Source organism: Bradyrhizobium sp. MI1.3 (genome assembly GCF_055811695.1).
This window is the reverse complement of the sequence record NZ_JBVVPQ010000077.1, coordinates 1-23,478: the sequence shown is the minus strand read 5'-3', so window position 1 is coordinate 23,478 and position 23,478 is coordinate 1. Positions and strand designations below refer to the sequence as shown.

Here is a 23,478-nt window from a genome sequence, read left to right as displayed (position 1 = left end):
CAGAATACAGCGCCGGGCAGGTAGGGGCTATGCCACACTGATGCAGCCCACTAGACCTTGGCCCGGCGTGCCGTTCGCGTTTCTGCCGCTATGCGATAGTCCGAACGAGCTCCATCGCACTTAACGCGGCTGGTTCTGCGGAGGTGGTGTCATAGACCTCCCCTTGCTCTTGATGTGGACGTTGCGCGTCGCTTGTTTGCGACCATTGGGATGGTCCTCCCGTGACGCAAGACTGTCAAGCAAGATCAATGGTGCGCAAATCACATTTGAGGGCGCGTTCCATCTCACCTGCGAGGGATTCGCTGCAGCGAAATACGAGAAGTAGGCGGATTGCAAGAACCGCCCTTCCCGCCAATGTGGAGCGCGTCTGCTACGGGATGGCGCGCGGGTACTGAGGGTTTGGGGATGGTGACATCATGCTCCTGTTTTGCCCGACGTGTCAACGATTTCGTTAAATCCGCAGGCGCTCGCGCTGACCTTCAAGTCATTGATTTCGCTATCCCCGGCTACTGTGCATGGGGTTGTTTTCGCGTTTTTTGTTTCTTGCCCGCCTTCTCCTCGTTCTCCTCCTTCTCCAGCGCCTTGCGCACCTCATCGAATTCGCCCAGCGAGGCCTTGTCGGCGCGGGGGAAGCGCAGATCGAGCTTTTCGAGCGCCGCGACGATGGCCGACCCGATCACGACGCGGGCGAACCATTTGTGATCGGCCGGCACGACATACCACGGCGCATGCGGCGTTGCCGTGTGCCGGACGATGTCCTGATAGACCGCCTGGTAGCGCGGCCACAGCGCGCGCTCCTTGATGTCGTCCATCGAGAACTTCCATTGCTTGGCCGGCTCCTCCAGCCGGTCGAGGAAGCGCTCGCGCTGCTCGTCCTTGGACAGGTTGAGGAAGAATTTCAGCACCACGGTGCCGTTGCGACAGAGATAGCGCTCCCACGCAGAGATGTCCTCGAACCGCTCCTTCCAGATGCTCTTGGTGACGAGCTTTGGCGGCAGCTTCTCCTTGGCGAGTATCTCCGGGTGCACCCGCGTCACCAGGCATTCCTCGTAATGGGAGCGGTTGAAGATGCCGATATGGCCGCGCTCCGGCAGCGCGACCGCGTGGCGCCAGAGGAAGTCGTGGTCGAGCTCTCTGCTGCTCGGCGCCTTGAAGGCACTGACTGCGCAGCCCTGCGGATTGATGCCCTCGAAGATCGCCTTGATCGCAGAATCCTTGCCGCCGGCGTCCATCGCCTGGAACACGATCAGCACCGACCAGCGGTCCTGAGCGTAGAGCTTCTCCTGAAACGCGATCAGCCGCTTCTTGTTGGCGTCGAGAAGCTCCTGCGCCTTCTCCTTGTCGAGATCGCCCTTCTCGTCGGTCTTGTGGTCCTTGAGATGAAACTTGCCCGAACCGTCGTAGCGGAATGGCGTGATGTAGCGGTCAAGTTCCTGGGCGAGCGATTTGGACGGCTTCTTGCTCATGAGCGCGGGGCACCTTGCGTTGCGGCTTCAATCGGTCGAGCAAGCTACCAAGGATGCCCTTCGGAAGGAATATGATGAAGAGCACCAGCAGCACGCCGTAGACGAGATTGTCCCAGCCGACCGCCTTGGTGCCGAAGCCGATGCGCAGGGTCTCGGCAAGCATAATCGTGATGATAGCGCCGAAGGTCGGGCCGAGCGAGACGAACAGGCCGCCGACGATGGCCGCGAACACCATCTGGAGCGACACCGCGATGCCGCTGACGGTGTCTGGCGTGATGAACATCTGGTACTGGCAGTAGAGCGCGCCGGCCAAGGCCGTCATCAGCGCGCTGAGCAGCGTGATCTTCAGCTTCTCCGCGGTCACGTCGACGCCGGCGGCGGCCGCGGCGTCCTCGTCCTCCGAGATCGCCTCCAGCGCATAGCGGGCCATGCTGCGGTCCACCCAGTGCCAGAGCACGATGCCGAACAGCCAGACCCCGAGCGCGATCAGGTACCAGGTGATCTTGTCGTCGAATTGCAGCGACCAGAGCTTGTTGCCGGCGGCCCGGTTCGGCGTGTAGCCGAGCGACCCGCCGGTGTAATCGCGCGTCGCCGTGATGACCTGGAGCACGATGCCGGAGAGCGCCAGCGTCACCAGCACGAAATAGTGCCCGGTGATGCGAAAGCGAAAACAGGGATAGCCGACGATCAGCGCCAGGGCGCCGGCCGCGGCCATGCTGACGGGAATGCCGATCCAGGGCGACCATCCCAGGTGATTCCAGAGCAGCGCCGTGACATAGGCGCCGATGCCCATGAACCCGCCATGGCCGAGCGAGACCAGGCCGAACCGCCCCATCATCGACCATGACGTATAGGCGAACGACCAGATCAGGATCAGCACCATGATGTGCAGATGATAGGGATCGCGATAGACGAAAGGCAGCGCGACCAGCGCCGCCAATCCGATACCCCAAGCTGCAAGCCGTCCCCGCCCCATCATCGGCGCCTCGCAAGCAGGCCCGCGGGCCGGATGAACATCATGACGATGAAGAACGCGAAGGCGAGCACGTAGCCCCATTCGAGATCGGAGAACAGGCCGCCGAGCGAGATGATCTCGGCGAACACGAAGGCGGCGATGAAGCCGCCGATGAAATTGCCCAAGCCCCCGAGCACGCAGATCAGGAAGGTGATCGGCCCGAACGACAGACCGACGAAGGGATGCACATCATATTGCAGAACCAACAGGCAGGCGGCGAGCCCGGCCAGCCCACCGCCGATCGCCGAGGTGATGAGATAGATGCGCTTGGTATCGACGCCCATCAGCGCCATGATCTGCCGGTCCTGCGAGATCGCCCGGATCGCGGTGCCGGTGAAGGTCCGCGTCATGAACAGATAGACCGCGACCATGCCGACCAGCGCAGCCAGGAAGGACAGAAGTCGTGCGTAGCTGAAATTCATGTCGCCGAAAGCGAGTACCGGCAGGCGGATGCCGAGGTTACGGAAGTCGATGCCGAAGGCGACGGTGGCAAAGCTCTGCAGCACGAACAGCACCCCGCCGGTCGCGAGCAACTGGTTGATCGGCGGTGCCGTGAGCAGCGGCGCGATCACGAGGTAATGCAGTGCCGCTCCGAGCAACGCGACCAGCAGGATGGTGAGCGGCGCGGCGAGGAAATAGCTGATACCGTAATACTGCACCAGGAAATACATCGCGTACATGCCGATCATCACCAGCTCGGCGTAGCAGATCCAGGTCACGTCGATGACGCCGAAGATCAAATTGAGCCCGAGCGCGAGTAGCGCCAGCACGCCGCCGAGCAGGATGCCGTTGATCACGGCCTCCAGCAGGTAGATGTCGAAAATGTCCAAAAATGCTTGCATGCCCCGATGAACCTCACACCCCGAGATACGCTTCCTTGACCGTGTCGCTCGCCAGCATCTCGGCCGAGGTGCCTGAGGACCTGATCGTGCCCGCCTCGATCAGATAGGCGCGATCGACCACCCGCAGCACCTGCTGCACATTCTGCTCGACGATCAGCACGGTCAGCCCGCTGGCGCGGATCCGCTTCACCAGCTCGAACACCTGCTGCACCACGACCGGCGCGAGCCCCGCCGACGGCTCGTCGAGCAGCAGCAGCTTTGGATTCGACATCAGCGCGCGACCGATCGCGCACATCTGCTGCTCGCCGCCGGACATGGTGCCGGCCATCTGGTGGCGTCGCTCCTTCAGGCGCGGAAACAGCTCGAACACCACGTCCAGCCGCTCGGCATAGTGGCCGCGCGCCTCCTTCATGAAGGCGCCCATCTTGAGATTGTCGTCGACGGTTAGCTGCGGAAACAGCCGCCGGTTTTCCGGCACATGCGCAATGCCGAGGCTGACGATCTTGTGTGGCGGCGTGGCCACGACGTCGACGGCTTCCATTCTGATCGACCCGCGCGAGGGGCGGATCAGCCCGGAGATGACACGCATCAGGGTGGTCTTGCCGGCCCCGTTGGGCCCGATAACGCCGACGGCCTCACCCGCCCTCACGTCGAGATCGACGTCGAACAGTGCCTGGAAGGTGCCGTAGCCGGCATTGACGCCGCGGAGCTCCAGCATCATTGCACCCCCGCGCGGCGGCGCGCTGCGGCGGCCGCCGCCTGCGTGGTCTCGGCATCGGTGCCGAGATAAACCTCGATGACGCGGGGATCGCCGGCAACGGCACTCGGCAACCCTTCCGAGATCTTCTCGCCGTGATCGAGCACCATGACGCGATCGACGACGCGCATCAGCACGCCCATGATGTGCTCGACCCAGATGATGGTGATGCCGAGTTCGTCGCGGATGTTGCGCAGCATGTCGGCCGCCTGACCCATCTCGGCCTCGTCGAGGCCGCCGAGGCTCTCATCGGCCAGCAGAAGTTTGGGCGCGGTGGCGAGTGCTTTCGCCAGTTCGAGCTTTTTCAGGCCGGCTGCGCCCAAGCCATCGACGCTGGCATGCCGATCGGTCGGCAAGCCGACCATCGCCAGCGATCGCTCGGCCGCCTCCTCCGCCCTGGCACGGCTGTGGCGGCCCTGGCCGTAGAATCCGGCGAGCGCGACGTTCTCGAAGATCGTCAGGCGGCGGAACGGCCGCGGGATCTGGAAAGTGCGACCGATGCCACTGTTGATGATCCGGTGCGGCGGAAGGCCGGCGATTTCGGAGCCGTCGAACAGGATCGAACCGGACGTCGGCGCCAGCGTACCCGAGAGCATATTGAAGATCGTGCTCTTGCCCGAGCCGTTGGGCCCGATCAGGCCGAGGATCTCGCCCTGATCGACTTTGAACGACACATTGTTGACGGCGGTGAAGCCACCAAACCGCTTCACCAGCCCGTTGACTTCCAGCACCGTCCCGCTCTCCTCTCTGCGCCCATTTGCGCTACTGGTTGCTGTAGGTGGTGCCCTTCGGCAGCGGCAGCACGGCCTCGCGCTGCGCCTGGCTCTTGGGCCACACCACGGAGGATTTGTCGTCGATGTATTGGATCACGACCGGGAACGAGCGCTCGTTCTGCCCGGCCATCGGCGTGCCCTCGCCGTAAAACTTGACGCCGAAGCCGAGCATGGTGCCGCCCTCGGGAATATCGGTATCGAGCGCAGCCTTGCGCAGCGCATCCGGATCGACCCCGCCATATTTCTTGATCGCGCGCGGCAGCACGTCATTCATGAACACGTACGTGTTCGACGCACCGATGCCGACATGCGCCGAGCGAATAGCGACGCCGGGCCGGATCTTGTCGAACTCCTCGCCGACCATCTTGATCACGGGCGGGAGCTTGGGATCCATGGTCTTCTGGTTGGCAAGCCAGATCGAGATCGGGTCGGTGTTGAAGATGTAGGTGGCATCCGCGCCCATGCCTTCCTTCAGCTTCTCATAGACGCCGTAACCCGCACCGTGCCCCATCAGCGCGCCGAACTTCAGCCCCTGTTCGCGCGCCTGACGCAGCAACAACGTGATATCGGGGTTGTAGCCGGTGTGGAAAATGACGTCGGGCTTGGCGCGCTTCAGCTTGGTCACCAGCGCGGAGAGGTCGGGCGCGGTGGCCGAATAGCCCTCCTTCATCACGACGTTGAAGCCCGCCTTCTTCGCGCCGGCCTCGTTGCCCCTGGACACGTCGACGCCATAGGCGCCGTCTTCGTGAATGATGGCGACGCGCAGATCCTTCGGCTCCTTGTCGAACTTCGCTTTGGCGTTCTGCGCGATGAAATCCATCGTCATCATGCCGAACTGATCGCCGCTCGCCTGCGGGCGGAACACGTATTTGTAACCCTTCTCGTTGAAAACGGCGGACGAGATGCAGGTCGTCATCCACATGAACTTCTTGAGCTGCTCGACGCGGGCCGCGACCGGCACGCATTGCGCCGAGGAGAAGAAGCCGAGCACCATGTCGACCTTCTCCTGCTCGAGCAGGCGGACGGATTCGTTGATCGCGATGTCGGGCTTGCTCTGGGCGTCGGCATAGACCGCTTCGATCTTGTAACCCTCGACGCCGGTCTTGGCGAAATGGTCGAGAACGATCTTTGCGCCGATATAGCCGAGTTCAGAGCCGCCGCCGGCGAGAGGCCCGGTCAGATCGAAAACGACGCCGATCTTGATCTTCTTCTCTTTGCCTTGATCCTGGGCCTGGGCGGACAGCGCCAAGCCCGTCGCTGATATCGCGACCAACAGCCCACGCACCAAACGGGCAGCCATGCGCACGCGCATCAGAACCTCCCTGGACGATTGTGCATTGCATTCTTTTTTGGTTTTGTATTTTTACCCATCACATGGGCTGGGCGCAGCGATGTCAAGCCTCGCGCATCAGCGCGACGCGAACTGCTGCTCGACAAAAGCCGTGACAAATCGCGGCATGGACGGCGTGAGATCACTCATCCCGCGCACGAGATGGATCGCCGAGAGCTCTGGCTCGGCCTCGGCCGCAAGATTGGCTTCGATCCGCGCACGCGCCACATCACCCGGCATGTCCAGGTTGATAATTTGCAGCATCGCAATCGTTGGGCCAGTGACGACGCAATGCCAGTCGGGCTCGATCCGATAGTCGGCCGCGGTCAGGCCGGTCTCTTCCTCGAGTTCGCGGATCACACTGCCGGGAATGTCCAGCGTGTCACCCCTGACGTCGCCGAGATCGGGCGTGCCCGACGGGAAATAGATCCGGCCTGCATTGGCGGTGTGCTGCGCCATCTCGCCCATGACGAAGGCGCCGTCGGAGGTGAGCAGCGCGCCCATGCCAAAGCCGTTGAACACGGCCTTGTCGGGAAAGCCCCAGTCGCGCCAGGCGAGGAAGCTCGCGAAATCCGTCTCGAAATAGGTCGTAGAGAGATGGCCGTCGGCGAACATTGCATCGCGCCCGAGCAGGACGCCACCGTTCCAGAGTTTTGGTCGCTCGCGCTGCTTCTCGGCGAAATGCGCCGCGATCTCGTCACGCCGCTCCTCCGCGAACGGCCAGACGATCGGCCGCACGGCAAGATCAAGCGTCGTGACGCGATGGATGATCGGTGACGTCATGACGCCTGGTTACCGAGACTTCGCGTCAGTTATTTGGCGCTCCCCGTGGTCTTCTTGGCCTGCTCGACATACTTGTTGGTGAAGGTCTTGCTGACGTCGATCTTGGCGCTCGCGACCTCGGGCGATCCGACGCTGAACACCGCGAGCACGGCGTCAGCGCCCTTCGGATCCATCTTGCCGGTCTCGGAGTACATCGGAATCGTGTTCTTGAGTGCCGCGAGATAGAGGTCCTTGTTCTTGCCCACCGTCTCCTCCGGCATCTTCGCCATGATCTCCTCGGGCGAGTGCGAGTGGATCCAGGCGAGCGTGCCCAGGATCGCGTTGGTGAGCGCCTGCGTCTCCTTCTCGTGGCCGGCGACCCAGGCCGCGGTCGAGTACAGCGCGCCGCCCGGATATTCGCCGCCGAAGGTCTCGAGCGTATCCTTTTGCGTGCGGGTGTCCGAGAGGATGCGCAGATCCTTGTGGCTGCCCTGGAGCACGGTCACGGACGGATCGAGCATCACGGCCGCGTCGATCTGGCCCTGCTCCATGGCGGCGACCGCTGTGGCACCGAGGCCGACGCCGATCACGGCGGTGCTGGCGGGATCGACGCCGTTCTTCTTCAGCATATACTTCAGGAAGAAGTCGGTGGAGGAGCCGGGCGCGCTGACGCCGACCTTCTTGCCGGCGAGGTCCTTGATCGACTTGATCTCGTTGGTGTGCGACGGCGACACCACCAGCACGAGGCCGGGATAGCGGTCATAGACGACGAATGCCTGAAGCTCCTGCTTCTTGGCCGCGAGGTTGACGCAATGGTCGAAATAGCCGGAGACCACGTCGGCGCTGCCGCCGAGCACGGCCTTGAGCGCGTCCGAGCCGCCCTTGAGGTCCACGAGCTCGACATTGAGACCGGCCTTGTCGTATTCGCCGAGCTGTTTTGCCAGCACCGTCGGCAAATAGCACAGGCACGAGCCGCCGCCGATCGCGATGGTGACCTTGCTTTGCGCCGCGGCAAGACCGGTGGTGAGCGTCAGCGCGAGTAGCGCGCCCGCGAGCCTGGCTATCGTGTTCTTCATTGGTTTCCTCCGTTCGGCTGGCGGCACCATAGAGCAGCGGGACTGGCTTGAGAAGCAGGACCGAAGGCGCTGGCCATCGGCCTTTCGGCGCAATAGCATGAGCCCACAAGAACAATTCTTGATGGGGAGGATCATCCATGAATCGCCTTGCAATCGGACTGTCGATCGCCACCGCTTTTGCCGCCGGGTGCGGCGCAACCCACCTGCTGCGGCCGGCGCTGGCTGCGGAAAACATCACTCCGCAGATCATCCATACCAGCGAGATGGAGGGCGACGCGCTCGGAAACGCGAACGCCGTCGGCTTCCGTTCCAAGATGTTCGCGAGCGCCGATGGCGCCACCATCTCGATCCAGGTCGGCAATGTGCCCAAGCACATGCATCCCAACACCAACGAGATCCAGTACATTTTAGAGGGCACCGGCACGATCTGGTTCGGCGACAAGGAAGTCACGGTGAAGCCGGGCGACCTCGTGATCATCCCGAAGGGGACGCCGCATGGCGGCACCAAGCCGATCAGCGGACAGGTCAAGGCCATCGCGATCAAGACGCCGCCGCAGGCGCCCGACGACACCAAGTTGCTGGATTGAACTTTCGCGATCCGGGCTCGCGCGACGCGCGGGCCCCTTTCGGCCTAGCCGCGCCCGTCCACGGTCGGCCGCCAGACCAGCAGCCTCCGCTCCACCAATGTCACCCCAAAGTCGATCAGGATGACGAAGGCCGACAGCACGAACATGCCGGCGAACACCCCGGCGACGTCGAAGATGCCTTCAGCCTGCTGGATGAGATAGCCGAGCCCCGCCGCCGATCCAAGATATTCGCCGACGACCGCACCGACCACGGCAAAGCCCACCGACGTGTGCAGCGAGGAGAACATCCACGACAGCGCCGAGGGCCAATAGACGTGCTGCATCAGCTGCCGCTCGCTCATGCCGAGCATGCGGCCGTTATCGAGCACGGTACGGCTGACCTCCTTGACGCCCTGATATACGTTGAAGAACACGATGAAGAACACCAACGTCACGCCGAGCGCGACCTTGGACCAGATGCCCAGCCCAAGCCACAGCGCGAAGATCGGCGCCAGCACCACACGCGGCAGAGCGTTGACCATCTTGACGTAGGGATCGAACACCGCGGCGACCAGCGGCTGGCGCGCGAACCAGAAGCCGATCAACACGCCGCCGGCCGATCCGATCACGAAGGCCAGGATCGATTCCGTCAGCGTGATGCCGAGATGCTTCCAGATCACACCGGACGAGAACCATTTGACGATCTGGGCGAAGACATCGACCGGATTGGAGAAGAAGAACGGCGGTAGCAGGATCTTGCCGAACACGGGCACGGTCGAGAGTAATTGCCACAGCGCGAGGCAGACCACCGCGACCAGCACTTGCAGCGCAAGGAGAGTGACGCGCGACATCACACCGCCTCCGCCGCTTGGGTGGACTGCGCATAGCCCTTCATTACCTCGTCCTTGAGCACGCTCCAGATCTCGCGATGAAGCGCATGGAATTCCTTGTCCAGCCGCACTTCGAAAATGTCGCGCGGGCGCGGCAGGCTCACGCGCCAGTCGCCGATGATGCGGGAGGACGGCCCCGCCGACATGATCACGACGCGGTCGGCGAGCGCGATCGCCTCTTCCAGATCATGGGTGACGAACAGCACGGCCTTGCGGTCGGCGTTCCAGAGGTCGAGCAGCAGGTTGCCCATCACCTGCCGGGTCTGCGCGTCCAGCGGACCGAACGGCTCGTCCATCAGCAGGATCTTTGGATCGCGGATCAGCACCTGCGCCAGCGCCACGCGCTTGCGCTGACCGCCGGAGAGCATGTGAGGATAGCGGTTGGCGAAGGCGCCCAAGCCGACCGAGGTCAGCCATTTCTGCGCCCGCGGGAGTGCCTCGCTACGCGGCGTGCCGCTGACTTCGAGCCCGATCGCGACATTGTCGAGCGCGGTCTTCCAGGGGAACAGCGCATCGGCCTGGAACAGATAGCCGGCATCCCGGTTCAGCCCGGCGAGCGGCTGGTCGAATATTTTGACGCTCCCGGCAGCCGGCTTGAGCAGCCCGGCCGCGACGTTGAGCAGGGTCGATTTCCCGCAGCCGGTCGGGCCGACGATGGCGACGAACTCGCCCTGCGCGACCGTCAGATGCGCCTTCTCCACCGCCGTATAGACCCGCCCGTCCCCTAGCTGGAACGCGACCTTGGCGTCGTCCAGCGCCACTGCCGTAGGCGTTATCATGTGTTCCCTCCGAACTTGGCCCGATGCCTTAGCCGCTCGCGCGGCCAAGTTCAATCAAGCCGCCAAGCGTGGTACGCATGGGCGTTGTCATCCCTCCCTTCCTCCCTCCCTCCTTGGGGCGGGTCAGCGCAGTGAGACCCGCCCGATGCCGTCCAGGCCGATGATTGGCTATGCCCACGTCACCAAGAGCTTCGGCGCGCTCAAGGCCGTGGACGATGTGTCACTCGACGTTGCCGAAGGCGAGTTTGTGGCCGTCGTGGGCGGCTCGGGGTCGGGCAAGACGACGCTGCTGCGGCTCGCCAACCGCCTGATCGAGGCCGATGACGGCACGATCACGGTCGAGGGCGACGACGTGCAATCGGTCGATCCGGTCGCGCTGCGCCGCCGCATCGGCTACGTCTTCCAGAGCGGCGGGCTATTCCCGCATCTGAGCGTCGCCGACAATATCGGAATCACGCCAAAACTGCTCGGCGTCCCGGCGGCAGATATCGCAACGCGGGTCGATGAGTTGCTCGAACTCGTGCAGCTCGACCGGGCCGCGCACCGCGAGCGGCTGCCGGATGCGCTCTCGGGCGGCCAGCGCCAGCGTGTCGGCGTGGCGCGGGCGCTCGCGGCACGGCCCCGGATCGTGCTGATGGATGAGCCATTCGGCGCGCTCGACCCCCTCACCCGCGATGCGCTCGGCGACGATTTTCGCGAGCTGCACCGCAAGCTCGGCCTGACCACCGTGATGATCACCCACGACATGACGGAAGCGATTTTGCTGGCCGACCGCATCGCGGTGATGCGCGGCGGAAAGCTGCTCGCGCAGGGCACGCCAGTGGAGCTTTCGAAAAGCAGCGACGCCTACGTACTGGAGTTGCTGCGGACGCCGCGACGCCAGGTCGAGCGATTGAACGCGCTGCTGCTACAGAGCGGGGCGGCATGAGCCTTTTCACCGATCCGCGCTGGGGCGAGGCGCTGGGGCATTTGCCCGACTATCTCGGCAACCACGTCCGGGTGAGTCTCGCTGCACTTGCGCTCGGCCTGATCGTCAGCCTGCCGCTGGCGATCCTGACGCGCAACCGCCCCACCCCGCGCGCCGTCCTGCTCGCGCTCGCCAGTATCGTGCAGACGGTGCCCGGGCTGGCGCTGCTCGCGCTGTTCTATCCGCTGCTGCTGCTCGCGGCCTCCCTGGCGCTGGCCTGGTTCGGCGTCTCCTTCTCCGCTTTCGGCTTCCTGCCGGCGATGCTGGCGCTGGCGCTCTATTCGATGCTGCCAGTGCTGCGCAATGGCATCACCGGCCTCAACGGCATCGATCCCGCGCTGATCGAGGCTGCCAAAGGCGTCGGAATGACCGCACGGGAGTCGCTCGTGATGGTCGAACTGCCGCTGGCCCTCCCCGTGATGATGGCTGGCATCCGTACCGCCGCAGTGTGGGTGATCGGCACCGCGACGCTGTCGACCCCGATCGGGCAGACCAGCCTCGGCAATTATATCTTTGCCGGGCTCCAGACCCAGAACTGGGTGTTCGTGCTGTTCGGCTGCTTTGCCTCGGCCCTGCTGGCGCTCGCCGTCGATCAACTGCTCGGCCTGATCGAGAGCGGCGTGCGCCGGCGCAGCCGCGTGCGTACCGCGCTTGGCGCGGCCGGGATCGCGGCACTGGTCGCCGCAACATTGGTGCCGACGATGGGGCGCTCGTCGCAAAGCTATGTCGTGGGCGCCAAGACGTTCGCCGAGCAGTACGTGCTGTCGGCGTTGATGCGGGACCGGCTGCAGGCGGTCGGTCTTTCCGCCGTCGCACGATCCGGTCTCGGCTCGAGCGTGATCTTCGAGGCATTGAAGGCCGGTGATATCGATCTCTATGTCGATTATTCCGGCACGCTCTGGGCCAATCAGCTTCACCGCACGGACATCAAGCCGCGCGCGGAGCTGTTGGCGGAGCTGCAGACGACGCTTGCGAAGGAGAACATCACGTTACTCGGCGAGCTCGGTTTCGAGAATGCCTATGCGCTGGTGATCCCGAAGAAGCGGGCGGAGGCGCTTGGCATCCGCACCATCGCCGATCTCGCCGCGCATGCTTCGACCCTGTCGATCGCCGGCGACTATGAGTTCTTCTCGCGACCCGAATGGGCGGCGCTGCAAAAGGCCTATGGCCTCTCGTTCCGCGCCCAGCGCCAGATGCAGCCGGACTTCATGTATGCGGCGGTCGCCAGCGGCGAAGTCGATGTCATCGCGGGCTACACCAGCGACGGGCTGATCGCAAAATACGATCTGGTTGCGCTCGACGATCCCAGGCACGCGATCCCGCCCTACGATGCCATCCTGCTGCTGGCTCCGAAACGCGCCGGCGACGAGAGGCTGCGGGCCGCGCTGAAACCGCTGCTCGGCAAGATCGACATCGCGACCATGCGCGAAGCCAATTTACGCGCCGCCGGCAATGATGCGAATTCGTCGCCGGATGCGGTGGCGAGGTGGTTGTGGGAGAAGGTGGGTGGGCGGTAGGCCGTGCCATTCATTCGACGACGTTGGAAAGACGCTACAACCCCCGGATCATCCCCGCATCGATCAGCAGCCGATTCAGCCGGCGCGCTTCGGCACCGTCCTTGCAGCCGTAGAAGATGCCCTTGCAGCGGAGCATGATCTCCTTCTGCTCGGCGAAGGACGGATCGAGCGGGATGCCGGCGGCTTCCTGGATGACCAGCGGCAGATACGGGCCATCGACCGTGTCCATCACGGCCTCGCTCTTCACCGGCTCGAAATTGACGGCGTCGATCGCGTAGTAGGTCGCGTAGAGACGTGGGTCGTAGGCGTCGAGCTTTTTGCCGATTGCACCCTCGTCGAGCCCGGGCTCGAGGATAGCAGGCGCAAACTCGGGCTGATGATCGCCGTAGCGCACGATCAGGAAGGGTTCGCCGGGAAATTTCTTCTTCAGGCCCGCGAGGAAAGCCTTGTATTGCTCGGCACTCATCGCCTGCCGGCGCAGATATTCGTCGATGGACGGCACATTGCCCGGTGCGGGCCAGTTCGGCAGCAGATCCGGGCGGAAGCGCGTCTCCCACGGAAAATGATTGGCGCCGAGGTAGATGAAGGTGAACAGCGGCTTGTTCGGCGTCCGCTCGCCCATCAGCCGGAGCGCCTTGTCGTAGAAGAAGCTATCCGGCTCGACATCCTTGGCGCCGAGATCCTTGGAGTCGAGGAAGCGTTCGACGCCGGTCGTCATCTGAAAACTGCGCGCGGCCATGAAGCCGCCATAGGCGGGGTAGAGTGACATCGTATCGTAGCCGCAGCGGCGCAGCGCCAGCGGCAGGCCGCGCTCGACACGGCCTGTTGCGATGCGCGTCACGAAATAGGCGAAGCGGCCGAACGAACGCGACGACAACCCCGCGAGCACATTGTATTCGGTGAACCAGCTCGGCCCGCCATTGCTCTCGGCCAGAAAGGTGCGCTCCTTGCCGTCCCACGATTTGAAATGGCTGCCGTAGCCAGCCGGCACCTTGATGCCCTGCGCGGCGCGGATGTCGAAGCTCGATTCATCATGGACCATGATGATGTTCGGCCGCCGGCCGGCGGGATGGCAGGCATCGACCAGCGGCATGTTGAGCCGTTCGTTGGTCGAAGCGGCCGACTCCATAAAGCCGTATTGCGCAAAGTCGGAGACCGCGCTGACGCCGGAGCGGAAGAACTTCGAGAGATAGCCGTCGTCGTAATAGCCGCGCCAGGCCTCGTCCGGATGATAGAGCGAATAGCCGACCAGCGCGGCGAGGCAGGCGAGCTTGCAGGCGAGCGCCGGCAGCCTGCGGATGCGGAATGGGTCGAGCCACCACAGCGCATACATCAGCGGCAGCGTGACGAGGCCGGCCCCGATCACCGACCAGCGCAAATTCGGGAAGATCGTGAACAGGAACGCGACCGTGTCGCGGTCGATCATCATCAGGTCGATGAAGTTGACCGTCATCTGCACGACGTCGTGCTTCAGCCGTGACAGCAGCACCAGCACCACGACCATGGTCAGCGACAGCGCACCCGAGAGCGCCGGACGCCGCAGCAGCATGATCCAGAAGAAGTTGAGGATGCCCCAGGCCAGCACGAAGGAGAGCCGTGCACCGAAATCCGTCTCGGTCTCGTACATCAGGACGAGCGCGGCGAGATGCGGCGCCGCAACCGCGAGCAGCCGCCAGATGCCGAGCGCGGCGACGCTCGCCAGTACGGCGGTCGTGGCAGAAGGACCTGGATTGGGCGCGGACGCCATCGACGACACGCAACTGCTGGTCCGGCACGGTGATGCCGAGCCGGCTGACCGGGCCTGCGGCGTTCGGCGCAGCCGGAAGGCCTGCACCGTGTCATAAAACTGTAATTGAACGGTCACGGACAAGCAACGCGTGTCGCGATCCGACCTTCGCTTAATGTTAGCGATGGGCGAATGGGCCGCATGGGCCAGCCACGCTTAAGCTTTGGCGATGCCCGCGATGAAGAGGTCGATGACCCTCTCCGCCATCCGCTCGATCTCGCCTCCTCCGGGTCGGCGGCGGGTGCCTGTTCCAGCGCCACCTCGATCTCGGCCCGAAAGCGCGGCTGCGCCTCCTCGGCCGCCGCTGACATGAACGCGCCGCGGTTGGGGAAGTGCCGGAATGATGCCCCCGGCGAAACCGCGGCCCGACGTGCGGCCGAGGCGGCTGAACGTCGGTCAGCCCTGCGGCAGCAGCCCGAGTCGCTTGGCGATGATGCGGTCGACCACACGCTTGGGCAGCGTGGCCGTCATCAAATGCCGCATCCGGTCCGGCGTGATCTGGTAGCGAACCTTGGGCCTCTCGGCGGTGAGCGCCTCGAAAACGACCTCGGCGATCCGCTCGGCCGGCAGCCCGGTCTCGCCGAGCTTCATCATGAACGCCCTGACCTTGTTCAGCGCCGGCAGATAAGGCGAGTTCTGGTAGACCGAGAGATCGATCTGCTCGGCCTTACTCCAGATCGGCGTCTTCACCGCGCCGGGGGCGACGATGATGACGTCGATGCCGAACAGCATCAATTCGCGGCGCAAGCTCTCCGACAGGCCTTCGATGGCGTGCTTGGAGGTGCTGTAAGGCGCCGACAACGGATTGCCGTTCTTGCCCGCGACCGAGCTGATCATCACGATCCGGCCCTTCGGTCCCTTCAGCGACGGGTCGGCGCCGAGCAGCGGCCCAAAGGCCTGCGTCGCGACGACCGGGCCAATGACGTTGACCTCCATCTGCCGGCGGAAGTCGTCGACCGACAATTCGAGCACGGGACCGGCCACCGCGACGCCGGCGTTGTTGACGAGACCGGCCAGCGTCTCACCGCCCAGAGCCTCGCGGACTTTTCGCGCAGCGGCGAGGACCGCCGCCTCGTCGGTGACGTCGAACAGCAGCGGCGTGAAGTTCGCACCGAATTCACCCATGAGCCGATCCGCATCGGCCTGCTTGCGGACACTACCGAAAACACGATAGCCGCGCCCGACCAGAAATTTCGCAATGGCCCAGCCGATGCCGGTGGACGCGCCGGTGATGACGACGGATCGCATGGTCTTTCCCCCCAAGAGCTCCCGCATCATGCAGGGGAAAGGTGCCGGGGCGCAATGCCGTTAGTGGACAGGACCCGGGCCGGCACGCTCACGGAGCCTGTAGAACTGGAGTGCAGCCTTCGCCGTATTTGGACTCAACCGAAGGAAGCTCGCGAAGCACTGCTCCAATCGCTCTCGGCTCTCGTGAGCCGCACCGGGGTAAAGCGTCAGGATCGCCTTCGTGGTGTCCCAGGACAGACCGATCGCCTTCGCGAGGATGAGAATCTGCTCGGGCTGCGAACGGACCAGCGCACGCTCAATCGCTCCGATCGGCAGGTCGCTCATGAGCGATAGCGCGACAGCCGTCTTGTCCAAGCTTCGCTCGCCGATGAAGCCGAGTACGCGTGCCTCGTCCAATTGCCCACTCGAATACAAGGACGTCACCTCGGCCAACGCCCGGGCGTGCTCGCTGGAGCCTGCCCGCGCCATCGCTTGCAGCTCATCGGAGCCCTCCGCAATTACACGCCGGGTCAGAGCTGCCTGGCGGGGATCGGCTGCCTCCAGCTTGGATCTCACCATCTCAGATGCATGGACGAACAACTTCAACATGGTCTCACGAGGAATATCGGGCCGAGCCCAGATGCACATCGCGAGCGCGCCATTGTCCCGCGCCCGGCTGAGGAGCTTGGACATTCCGTTAGTCGAGAAGCTGGCGCCGTCGTTGCCGGCGGTCCGCATGGCGACATCGTTGTTGCCGCGCTCGAGGAGGGCATCGGTGACGGGTTCCGTCAACAGGCTGCGGCCGGCGATAGCCAGCAGATGATCCTGGCTCTTGGTCCGCGCATTCTCCGCCAAGCTCGCCTCGTCGAGCTGTGGTGAGTGCTCCAGGACCGGCGCCGCCACCTCGGGCGCGTCGTCAAAGGCCAGCAAGCGGATCGTCCGACGCGGCGCATCGGGCAATCCTGAAAGCCGGCTCCCGAACGCCGCTCGCGCGGCGCATTTGATATTCTTGAGGAGCGCGCTCATCACCTCGTCGAACAGGTCGATCTGCTCGTCGGTGAACTTGCCTGAGCCGACCACGAAGAGATCGGCGACCTGGCGCAGGAGTTCGGCGCGCTTCGACAGCTCCCGGCTCGCCAGTGCGATCTCGAGCCGGTCGATCAGACCGTTCTCCAGAGTCATCTCTCGTGTCCTGGCGGTTGAGTTGCATGTATTTCGACGGAGGTCATGGGATCACGCGACGTTTCGCGCCTGTAACGGTGAATCGAAACAGATTTCGGAATTCGGCACGGGCCGTCCGATCAGATAGCCCTGTACGTAGTCCACTCCTGCCGCAAGGAGGGCGTCCAACTGCGCTGGGGTCTCGACGCCCTTGGCCACCGTCGTGACATCAAGACCGCGCCCCAATGCCACAGCGGAGGCGACGACCGCGGCGCAATCCCTTCGCGTCGTGCAGCCCCGCACGATCGCCCGGTCGATCTTGAACTTGTCGAATGGGAAACTCTGGAGGTAGCTGGCCGCGGAATAGCCTAGCCCGGAATTGTCGAGGACGACGCCGACACCGAGGTTCTTCAGTTGTCGGACCGCAAGCAAGTGAGCCGCAGGATTCCCGCCCAAGAGCGCAGCGTCGGGAATTTCGAGTTCGAGGCGTTCGGGCGATAATCCCGATTCAACCAGCGCGCACAGCACGACGTCGAGCACATTACTCCTGTGGAACTGGGCGGCACCCATGTTGACGGCGACTCTGATGTGCGCCGGCCAAGCGGCCGCGTCCAGGCAGGCCTGTTGCAAGATCCATTCACCGAGCGGCAGCATCAATCCAGCCTGCTCGGCGACATTGAGGAACTGCGAAGGCGCCAGCACGCCCCTCGATGGATGATGCCATCGCACGAAGCATTCCAGCCCGGTCAGCGCGCGCGTTCCGGCCTCGATCACCGGCTGGTAGTGCAGCTCGAACTCGTCGCGGGCCATCGCCTCCCGCAACTCGCCCTCCATCGACTTCTGTGTGTCGGCAGCCACGGTCATTTCCGGCTGGAAGATTCGGAAATCATTCCGGCCTGAGGATTTCGTCGCGTAGAGCGCGACGTCCGCCTTCTGTAGTAATATCTCCGCGTCGATGCCGTGCTCGGGCGCGAACGCGATGCCAATGCTGGTACCGACGCTGACACGGTTGCTGCCAAGATCGAACGGTTGCTCGACCAGACGAATGATCTTCAGCGCCAGCGCGATGGCACCTTCTCTCTGATCGCTTTCGTTCTCCTGGATGATCGCAAATTCGTCGCCACCGAGGCGGGCCAGCACATCGGTATCTCGCAGTGATGAGCTCAGTCGCTGCGCGACCTCGATCAGCAGCTGATCGCCTGCGGCGTGACCGAGCGTATCGTTGACGAGCTTGAACCTGTCGAGATCGAGCATCAGCACGGTAAACGTCGTGCCACGACGCTGCGACCGCCTTGCCGCTTCATCGAGCTTTTCCGCAAACACGGCGCGGTTCGCCAAGCCGGTGAGCAGATCGTGCTGGGCCAGATATGCGATCCGCTTCTCGTTTCTCGCCCGATCGGTGATGTCCTCGTGGGTCGTGAGCCAACCGCCGTACTGCATCATGTGGCGAGCAATCGCGATCACCCGTCCGTCCGCAAGCTCCCGCGTCTCACTGAGCTGCTTGACGTTCTGATCGAGATAGACCTCCGGCGCGACATCGACGAAATGCGTGCCTTGCTCGCGGCGATATTCGAGAATTTGCGCCAGTGTGGTTCCGCGCCTTATCCGATCGGGGTCAATATGGTAAATGTCGCAATAGCGCGCGTTCGACACCACGATCCTCTGCTCCGCATCGAACATGCAAAGCCCCTGAGCCATGTTGTTGAGGGCGGCATCAAAGCGCATGTTGATCGCCTCGAGTTCAGCGGCCTTCTGCGCCAACATTCTCTCGGCGCTCTTTTGCTCGGTGACGTCTTCGTGCGTCGCGACCCAGCCGCCATCCGGCAACGGCTTGCGCTGGATCAGTATCTGCCGGTGGTCTCTCAGCTCGTAGTCCTGCTGGCGCTGGGTCGGCATCAGCCGGACATGCTGGTCGACGCTGAGCGGACTGGCTTCGCCGCGATCCACGTAGTGCTGCAATATGAGTTGCAGGGGCGTACCGGGCCTGACGAGTTCGTCGGGCAGACCGTACATCTGCTGATAGCGACTATTCGATACCACGAGGTTTTTGTCTGCATCGAACAGGCAGAGCCCTTGGGACATGTTGCTGATGGCGACGTCGAAACGCGTGTTGATGCGTTTTAGCTCGGCAGCATTTTCCGCCAGCAAGGTCTCGTCGCGCCGCTTCTCGGTGATGTCCTCATGGGTCGCGACCCAGCCACCATCCTGCATCGGCGTACGCACGATCGAGATGATCCGGCCATCGGCGAGCATGACGATCTTCGGAGTCCGGTGTCTTGCGCCGTCGAGGAATTCCTTGACGTCGAGATCACCCCCGGCGCTCTTGTAGTGGCCGACGATGCTGCCGAGCGGCGTTCCAGGTTCGACCTGCGCCTCAGTGAGATCATACATCTCACGATAGCGGCTGTTGGCGATCAGCAGCTTCTCATCGGCGTCGAACATGCTGAGCCCATGCGGCATGTTGCTCAACGCCGCGTCGAAACGGGAACTCGCGGCCGCGAGTGCGTTTGTTTGCCGTCGCAGCAGCAAGGTTCCGATCAGGATGATGGTGACGATCGCGGCAGCCGGCGGGCCGAAGGTGTAGAGATGCCGATACCACGGCTGCAGCACGTAATCACGCGAATAGGTCACGACCAGAACCAGCGGCAGCCCGGATACGGCCTTGTAGGCCGCAATGCGGTTGATGCCGTCGACGGGACTCGTCAGTTCGTATGAGCCCGCTTCCGAGACTGGCAGATACTGGGTAAACATCGGGCCGCCAGCAACAGACATGCCCAGCACATCTTTCTGTTCCGGCACGCGCGCCAGGATCCGTCCGTTGCGATGGATCAACACGACGGAGCCGCCCGGGCCCAGATTGATCTTGCGATAGATCTTCAACAGATAGGATTGATCCAATGGCGCGGTCACGACGCCCGCAAAGCTCCCATCCGAATTGTTCAACCGGCGCGACGCCGCACTGAACCATTTATCACCGCCTGCCGACCGATAGGGCGGCGCAACGAACAACTCGGTGCCAGCGCCATCGCGTTGCGCGATGAAGTGCGGCATTTCGGAGATGTTGCCGCGCGGCGGCGCACGGTCGTAGGAGTGCGCAACGACGGCTCCGGATGCGTCGGTCCAACCAACCGCGACCAGGATCGACGAGCTCTTGACCAGTTGACGGAGCGCGGTGTTGGCCGCGCCGGCGTCGGCGTATTTTCCGGACAAGGAATCGTTGCGGATTGCCTGCGCCTCGAGCAGGACACGATCGATGTCTTCGAACGTCACTGCGGCATGCTCGGCCAGGATGGCCGAAAGATTGAGAGCATCGGTTTTCGCAGAGGCGACCGCTTCTCGATAGCGAGCAGCCAGATCAACCAGAAACAGGGTGACGACAACGAAAGAAAACAGCAGCCCCAGGATCGTGACGGACGATCCCGGCGACCCGGCCAGCCTTCGCCAAGCTCTCAGCATTACATTTCTGTGGTTCGAGCGATCAGCTTCCACCATCGCCCGGTCGCACTAAGATTTGGTTGAGTTGCCTATCGCTAATTCACTCCGTAATCGTACGGAACTACGGCAGTAACTGTGTCGCAATGTTCGAAAAAGCTTAGAAAAACGCACCATACTACCGTGTAGAACCGGTTTCAGCAGGGCGCCTCGCGTGCGAGGTGAGCTAAGATCATTAGCGAGATCGCGCGGAGGCGGGACGGCGTCTCGCCACGTCATTCCAAGGCCGGCGTCTGCGCAAGCGCGGGAAACCGGCGAAGATGGACGGAGGCCCGGGGGCGCTCCGTCGCGCCCCCGGTAACCACGTCGTTGCCGTTAGTTCTTGCTCTTGTCGACCAGAGCGCCCTTCTTGATCCAGGGCATCATGTCGCGCAGCTTGGCGCCGACTTCCTCGATCGGGTGTTCGGCGAGCTTGGCGCGGGTCGCCTTGAACGAGGTCTGGTTGACCTTGTTCTCGAGCATCCAGTCGCGGGCGAACTTGCCGGACTGGATGTCGTTCAGAACCCGCTTCATCTCCTTCTTGGTCTCGTCGGTGACAATGCGCGGACCGGTGACGTACTCGCCGTACTCCGCGGTGTTGGAGATCGAGTAGTTCATGTTGGCGATGCCGCCTTCATAGATCAGGTCGACGATCAGCTTCACTTCGTGCAGGCACTCGAAATAGGCCATCTCCGGGGCGTAGCCGGCTTCGACCAGCGTCTCGTAGCCACCCTTGATCAGCTCGACCAGGCCGCCGCAGAGCACCACCTGCTCGCCGAACAGGTCGGTCTCGCACTCTTCCTTGAAGGTGGTCTCGATGATGCCGGCACGGCCACCGCCGACGGCGGAGGCGTAGGACAGGCCGAGGTCGTGGGCGTTACCCGAGACGTCCTTGGCGATCGCGATCAGGCAGGGCACGCCGCCGCCGCGCTGATACTCCGAGCGCACAGTGTGGCCGGGGCCCTTCGGCGCGATCATGAGAACGTCGAGATCGGCGCGCGGGTCGAGCAGGTTGAAGTGGACGTTGAGACCGTGCGCGAAGACGAGGGCGGCGCCCTTCTTCATGTTGTCATGCAGGTGCTCGCGGTAGATGTCGCCCTGGAGCTCGTCCGGGGTCAGCATCATGACGAGGTCGGCCCATTTGGCGGCCTCGGCGACTTCCATCACCTTGAAGCCGGCAGCTTCCGCCTTCTTGGCCGAGGCCGAACCCTTGCGGAGCGCGATCGCCACGTCCTTGACGCCGGAATCCTTCAGGTTCAGCGCATGGGCGTGGCCCTGGCTGCCATAGCCGACGATGACGACCTTCTTGCCCTTGATCAGGTTCAGGTCGGCGTCGCGATCGTAATAAACACGCATGGTCGTTTCCTCGTTCAGGGGCCGAAATCGGCCGTTGGTCAGGTCTTGTCAGTCAGGTCTCGGACGGTGAAATTTGCGGATTTCGGGGGCTGTCTAGAGCATTTTCGGCCCCCTGGGAAACCCGTTTCTGCATGGAAAGTCGGGGCATCATGCATCCATGACCACGGGATAGAGGGACGCCAGCAGCAGGATGGCCATCAGGATGTTGAAGGCGCGGACCAGCCGCACGGAGGTCAGGACCGCCCGCAATGCGGTGCCGAAGAAGACCCAGGCTACCGTCGAGACCGTGCCCACGAGCAGGCTGATCAAGGTCTGGATCGCGATGTTGAGCGGGAATTGGGCGATAGCCGCATAGGCGGTGATGGTGCCGATCACGATCACCCAGCCTTTTGCGTTGATCCATTGGAACATGGCGGCGCCCAGGAAGGTCATCGGACCCCGGCCGTCTCCCTCGCCCGGCTTCGCCGGACCCGATAAAGCGATCACGGCGGAGAGGTAGACCAGGTAGGCGGCACCGGCATATTTTAGAATGGTCTGCAGGATCGGATAAGCCAGGAACACTGTGCCGAGCCCGAAGCCGACCGCTGCAATCATGAAGGCGAAGCCGATGACGACGCCGGCGATGTGGGGAATCGTGCGACGGAAGCCATAAGTCAGCCCCGAGGACAGCAACATGATGTTGTTCGGCCCAGGCGTGAAATACATCACGGCCATGAAGGCGAGGAAGGCATACAGCAGCGACTGGGACATGCTTACCTCACGCGGCCTTCGGCTGCGGTCCTCTGGGGTACCGCCTCGGGGCGCTTCGCCAGCACCATCACAGCGATACCGCCGATCACCGTGAGCATGCCGGCAAGGCGCAGCGGACCGAAGCGCTCGCCGAACATGATGCTGGACGCGGCCGAGCCGACGAACGGCACCAGCAGCGCGAACGGCACCACTTGCGCGGTGGGATAGTCACGCAGCAGCCGGCCCCACAGCCAATAGGCGATACTGGTGGAGATGCCGCCGATCAACAGCAGGCAAATCAGGCCGGTGAGCGACATGTGGATCAGTGACTGCCAGGTCGGCGACGGTCCATTGACGACCAGCGTGAGCGCGAACAGCGGCACCGCGGTGGCGAGGCACAACCAGGCGAACAGATCGAACATCGGCACGCCGCGAGCGCCCCTCAGCAGGATATTACCGAGCGCAAAGCTGACCGGCGCGATCATCAGCACGGCGAAGGCACCGACGCTGAAATCATAGCCGACCGTGCCGCAGATCATCAAAAGCCCGACGGCTGCGATGACGATGCCCAGCGTCTGAACCGGCGTCGGCCGCTCGCCGAATGCGATCGCGGCAAAGCCGACCGTGAACAGAGCCTGGCTCTGCACGACGACGGAAGTCAATCCGACTGGCACGCCATGGGCGATGCCATAGGCCTGGCTCAGAAACTGGCCGAGAAAGAGCGTAAAGCTGATCGCGATCAGGAGCGACCAGGCGACTTTCGGCTTGCGAATGAACAGGCACGGGACCGCGGCAATGGTGAAGCGCATCGCCGTCATCAGCTCCGGCGAAAATTCGTCGAGCGCGATCCGGCTCGCCACAAAGGCAAGCCCCCAGATGATCGCCACCAGGATGGCGATGAGGATGTCGGCCGGCTTCATTCCAAACTCCTAACCTCTCCCGCTTGCGAGGGCTTTGCGTAAATCGCGAATCTGCGATTCTCTAAGAGACATCTGAAGAGGATCTGGG

General features: G+C 63.4%; 20 protein-coding genes. 3 read left to right on the top strand and 17 right to left on the bottom strand.

Annotated features, from left to right (window positions below):
- Positions 1-506: 506 nt before the first annotated feature.
- From AC0L3A_RS34080 to AC0L3A_RS34045, 8 genes are all read right to left on the bottom strand, one after another.
- Positions 507-1,466 (bottom strand): polyphosphate kinase 2 family protein, encoded by a 960-nt coding sequence (locus AC0L3A_RS34080; protein ID WP_007601037.1) that lies wholly within the window; start codon positions 1,464-1,466, stop codon positions 507-509.
- Positions 1,426-2,445 carry a branched-chain amino acid ABC transporter permease gene (locus AC0L3A_RS34075; protein WP_007601029.1) on the bottom strand — a complete coding sequence of 340 codons (1,020 nt, stop codon included), beginning with the start codon at positions 2,443-2,445 and terminating at the stop codon, positions 1,426-1,428. The genes AC0L3A_RS34080 and AC0L3A_RS34075 overlap by 41 nt, the downstream gene beginning before the upstream one ends.
- Positions 2,442-3,323 (bottom strand): branched-chain amino acid ABC transporter permease, encoded by an 882-nt coding sequence (locus tag AC0L3A_RS34070; RefSeq protein WP_027519515.1) that lies wholly within the window; start codon positions 3,321-3,323, stop codon positions 2,442-2,444. The genes AC0L3A_RS34075 and AC0L3A_RS34070 overlap by 4 nt, the downstream gene beginning before the upstream one ends.
- Before the next feature lie 13 nt (positions 3,324-3,336).
- A complete protein-coding gene (locus AC0L3A_RS34065) occupies positions 3,337-4,041 on the bottom strand; it encodes an ABC transporter ATP-binding protein (protein ID WP_473256020.1) in 705 nt (234 codons plus the stop codon).
- Entirely contained in the window at positions 4,041-4,811 is a 771-nt protein-coding gene (locus AC0L3A_RS34060) for an ABC transporter ATP-binding protein (RefSeq protein WP_007601023.1), read from the bottom strand. Before AC0L3A_RS34060 ends, AC0L3A_RS34065 begins: the two co-directional genes overlap by 1 nt.
- A gap of 31 nt (positions 4,812-4,842) precedes the next feature.
- The gene (locus tag AC0L3A_RS34055; protein ID WP_247288098.1) at positions 4,843-6,165 is read right to left on the bottom strand and encodes an ABC transporter substrate-binding protein; all 1,323 of its coding nucleotides are present in this window, start codon (positions 6,163-6,165) and stop codon (positions 4,843-4,845) included.
- A 96-nt stretch (positions 6,166-6,261) separates the two neighbouring features.
- Positions 6,262-6,966, bottom strand: a complete 705-nt coding sequence (locus AC0L3A_RS34050) for an NUDIX hydrolase (RefSeq protein WP_354170638.1) — start codon at positions 6,964-6,966, stop codon at positions 6,262-6,264.
- A gap of 29 nt (positions 6,967-6,995) precedes the next feature.
- Positions 6,996-8,021 carry an ABC transporter substrate-binding protein gene (locus AC0L3A_RS34045; protein ID WP_473256014.1) on the bottom strand — a complete coding sequence of 342 codons (1,026 nt, stop codon included), beginning with the start codon at positions 8,019-8,021 and terminating at the stop codon, positions 6,996-6,998.
- Positions 8,022-8,158: 137 nt separating this feature from the next.
- On the opposite strand from AC0L3A_RS34045, the gene AC0L3A_RS34040 reads away from it, so the two are divergent.
- Positions 8,159-8,608: a cupin domain-containing protein gene (locus tag AC0L3A_RS34040; RefSeq protein WP_007601007.1), complete on the top strand. Its 450-nt coding sequence runs from the start codon at positions 8,159-8,161 to the stop codon at positions 8,606-8,608.
- 44 nt (positions 8,609-8,652) lie between these two features.
- Here the strand turns inward: AC0L3A_RS34040 and AC0L3A_RS34035 are convergent, their stop codons facing one another.
- Together AC0L3A_RS34035 and AC0L3A_RS34030 are read right to left on the bottom strand one after the other, a co-directional pair.
- A complete protein-coding gene (locus AC0L3A_RS34035; protein ID WP_007601005.1) occupies positions 8,653-9,438 on the bottom strand; it encodes an ABC transporter permease in 786 nt (261 codons plus the stop codon).
- Positions 9,438-10,256, bottom strand: coding sequence for an ABC transporter ATP-binding protein (locus AC0L3A_RS34030; RefSeq protein ID WP_007601003.1), 819 nt, complete (start codon positions 10,254-10,256; stop codon positions 9,438-9,440). The genes AC0L3A_RS34035 and AC0L3A_RS34030 overlap by 1 nt, the downstream gene beginning before the upstream one ends.
- Before the next feature lie 145 nt (positions 10,257-10,401).
- On the opposite strand from AC0L3A_RS34030, the gene AC0L3A_RS34025 reads away from it, so the two are divergent.
- Both AC0L3A_RS34025 and AC0L3A_RS34020 read left to right on the top strand, forming a co-directional pair.
- The gene (locus tag AC0L3A_RS34025; protein ID WP_473256013.1) at positions 10,402-11,184 is read left to right on the top strand and encodes an ATP-binding cassette domain-containing protein; all 783 of its coding nucleotides are present in this window, start codon (positions 10,402-10,404) and stop codon (positions 11,182-11,184) included.
- Positions 11,181-12,740: a glycine betaine ABC transporter substrate-binding protein gene (locus tag AC0L3A_RS34020; protein ID WP_473256012.1), complete on the top strand. Its 1,560-nt coding sequence runs from the start codon at positions 11,181-11,183 to the stop codon at positions 12,738-12,740. Before AC0L3A_RS34025 ends, AC0L3A_RS34020 begins: the two co-directional genes overlap by 4 nt.
- 34 nt (positions 12,741-12,774) lie before the next feature.
- Here the strand turns inward: AC0L3A_RS34020 and AC0L3A_RS34015 are convergent, their stop codons facing one another.
- The 7 genes from AC0L3A_RS34015 to AC0L3A_RS33985 form a co-directional block, all read right to left on the bottom strand.
- A complete protein-coding gene (locus AC0L3A_RS34015; RefSeq protein ID WP_473256011.1) occupies positions 12,775-14,487 on the bottom strand; it encodes a sulfatase-like hydrolase/transferase in 1,713 nt (570 codons plus the stop codon).
- Between the two features lie 435 nt (positions 14,488-14,922).
- Positions 14,923-15,774, bottom strand: a complete 852-nt coding sequence (locus AC0L3A_RS34010; RefSeq protein WP_473256010.1) for an SDR family oxidoreductase — start codon at positions 15,772-15,774, stop codon at positions 14,923-14,925.
- A 60-nt stretch (positions 15,775-15,834) separates the two neighbouring features.
- Positions 15,835-16,935 carry a DUF2336 domain-containing protein gene (locus AC0L3A_RS34005; RefSeq protein ID WP_473256009.1) on the bottom strand — a complete coding sequence of 367 codons (1,101 nt, stop codon included), beginning with the start codon at positions 16,933-16,935 and terminating at the stop codon, positions 15,835-15,837.
- Positions 16,936-16,986: 51 nt separating this feature from the next.
- Positions 16,987-20,370: a bifunctional diguanylate cyclase/phosphodiesterase gene (locus AC0L3A_RS34000; protein WP_473256008.1), complete on the bottom strand. Its 3,384-nt coding sequence runs from the start codon at positions 20,368-20,370 to the stop codon at positions 16,987-16,989.
- A gap of 351 nt (positions 20,371-20,721) precedes the next feature.
- The gene (gene ilvC, locus AC0L3A_RS33995) at positions 20,722-21,741 is read right to left on the bottom strand and encodes a ketol-acid reductoisomerase (protein WP_007600992.1); all 1,020 of its coding nucleotides are present in this window, start codon (positions 21,739-21,741) and stop codon (positions 20,722-20,724) included.
- A 147-nt stretch (positions 21,742-21,888) separates the two neighbouring features.
- Positions 21,889-22,491, bottom strand: a complete 603-nt coding sequence (locus AC0L3A_RS33990) for a LysE family translocator (protein ID WP_007600991.1) — start codon at positions 22,489-22,491, stop codon at positions 21,889-21,891.
- 2 nt (positions 22,492-22,493) lie between these two features.
- Positions 22,494-23,390: an EamA family transporter gene (locus tag AC0L3A_RS33985; protein ID WP_007600990.1), complete on the bottom strand. Its 897-nt coding sequence runs from the start codon at positions 23,388-23,390 to the stop codon at positions 22,494-22,496.
- Between the last annotated feature and the right edge of the window lie 88 nt (positions 23,391-23,478).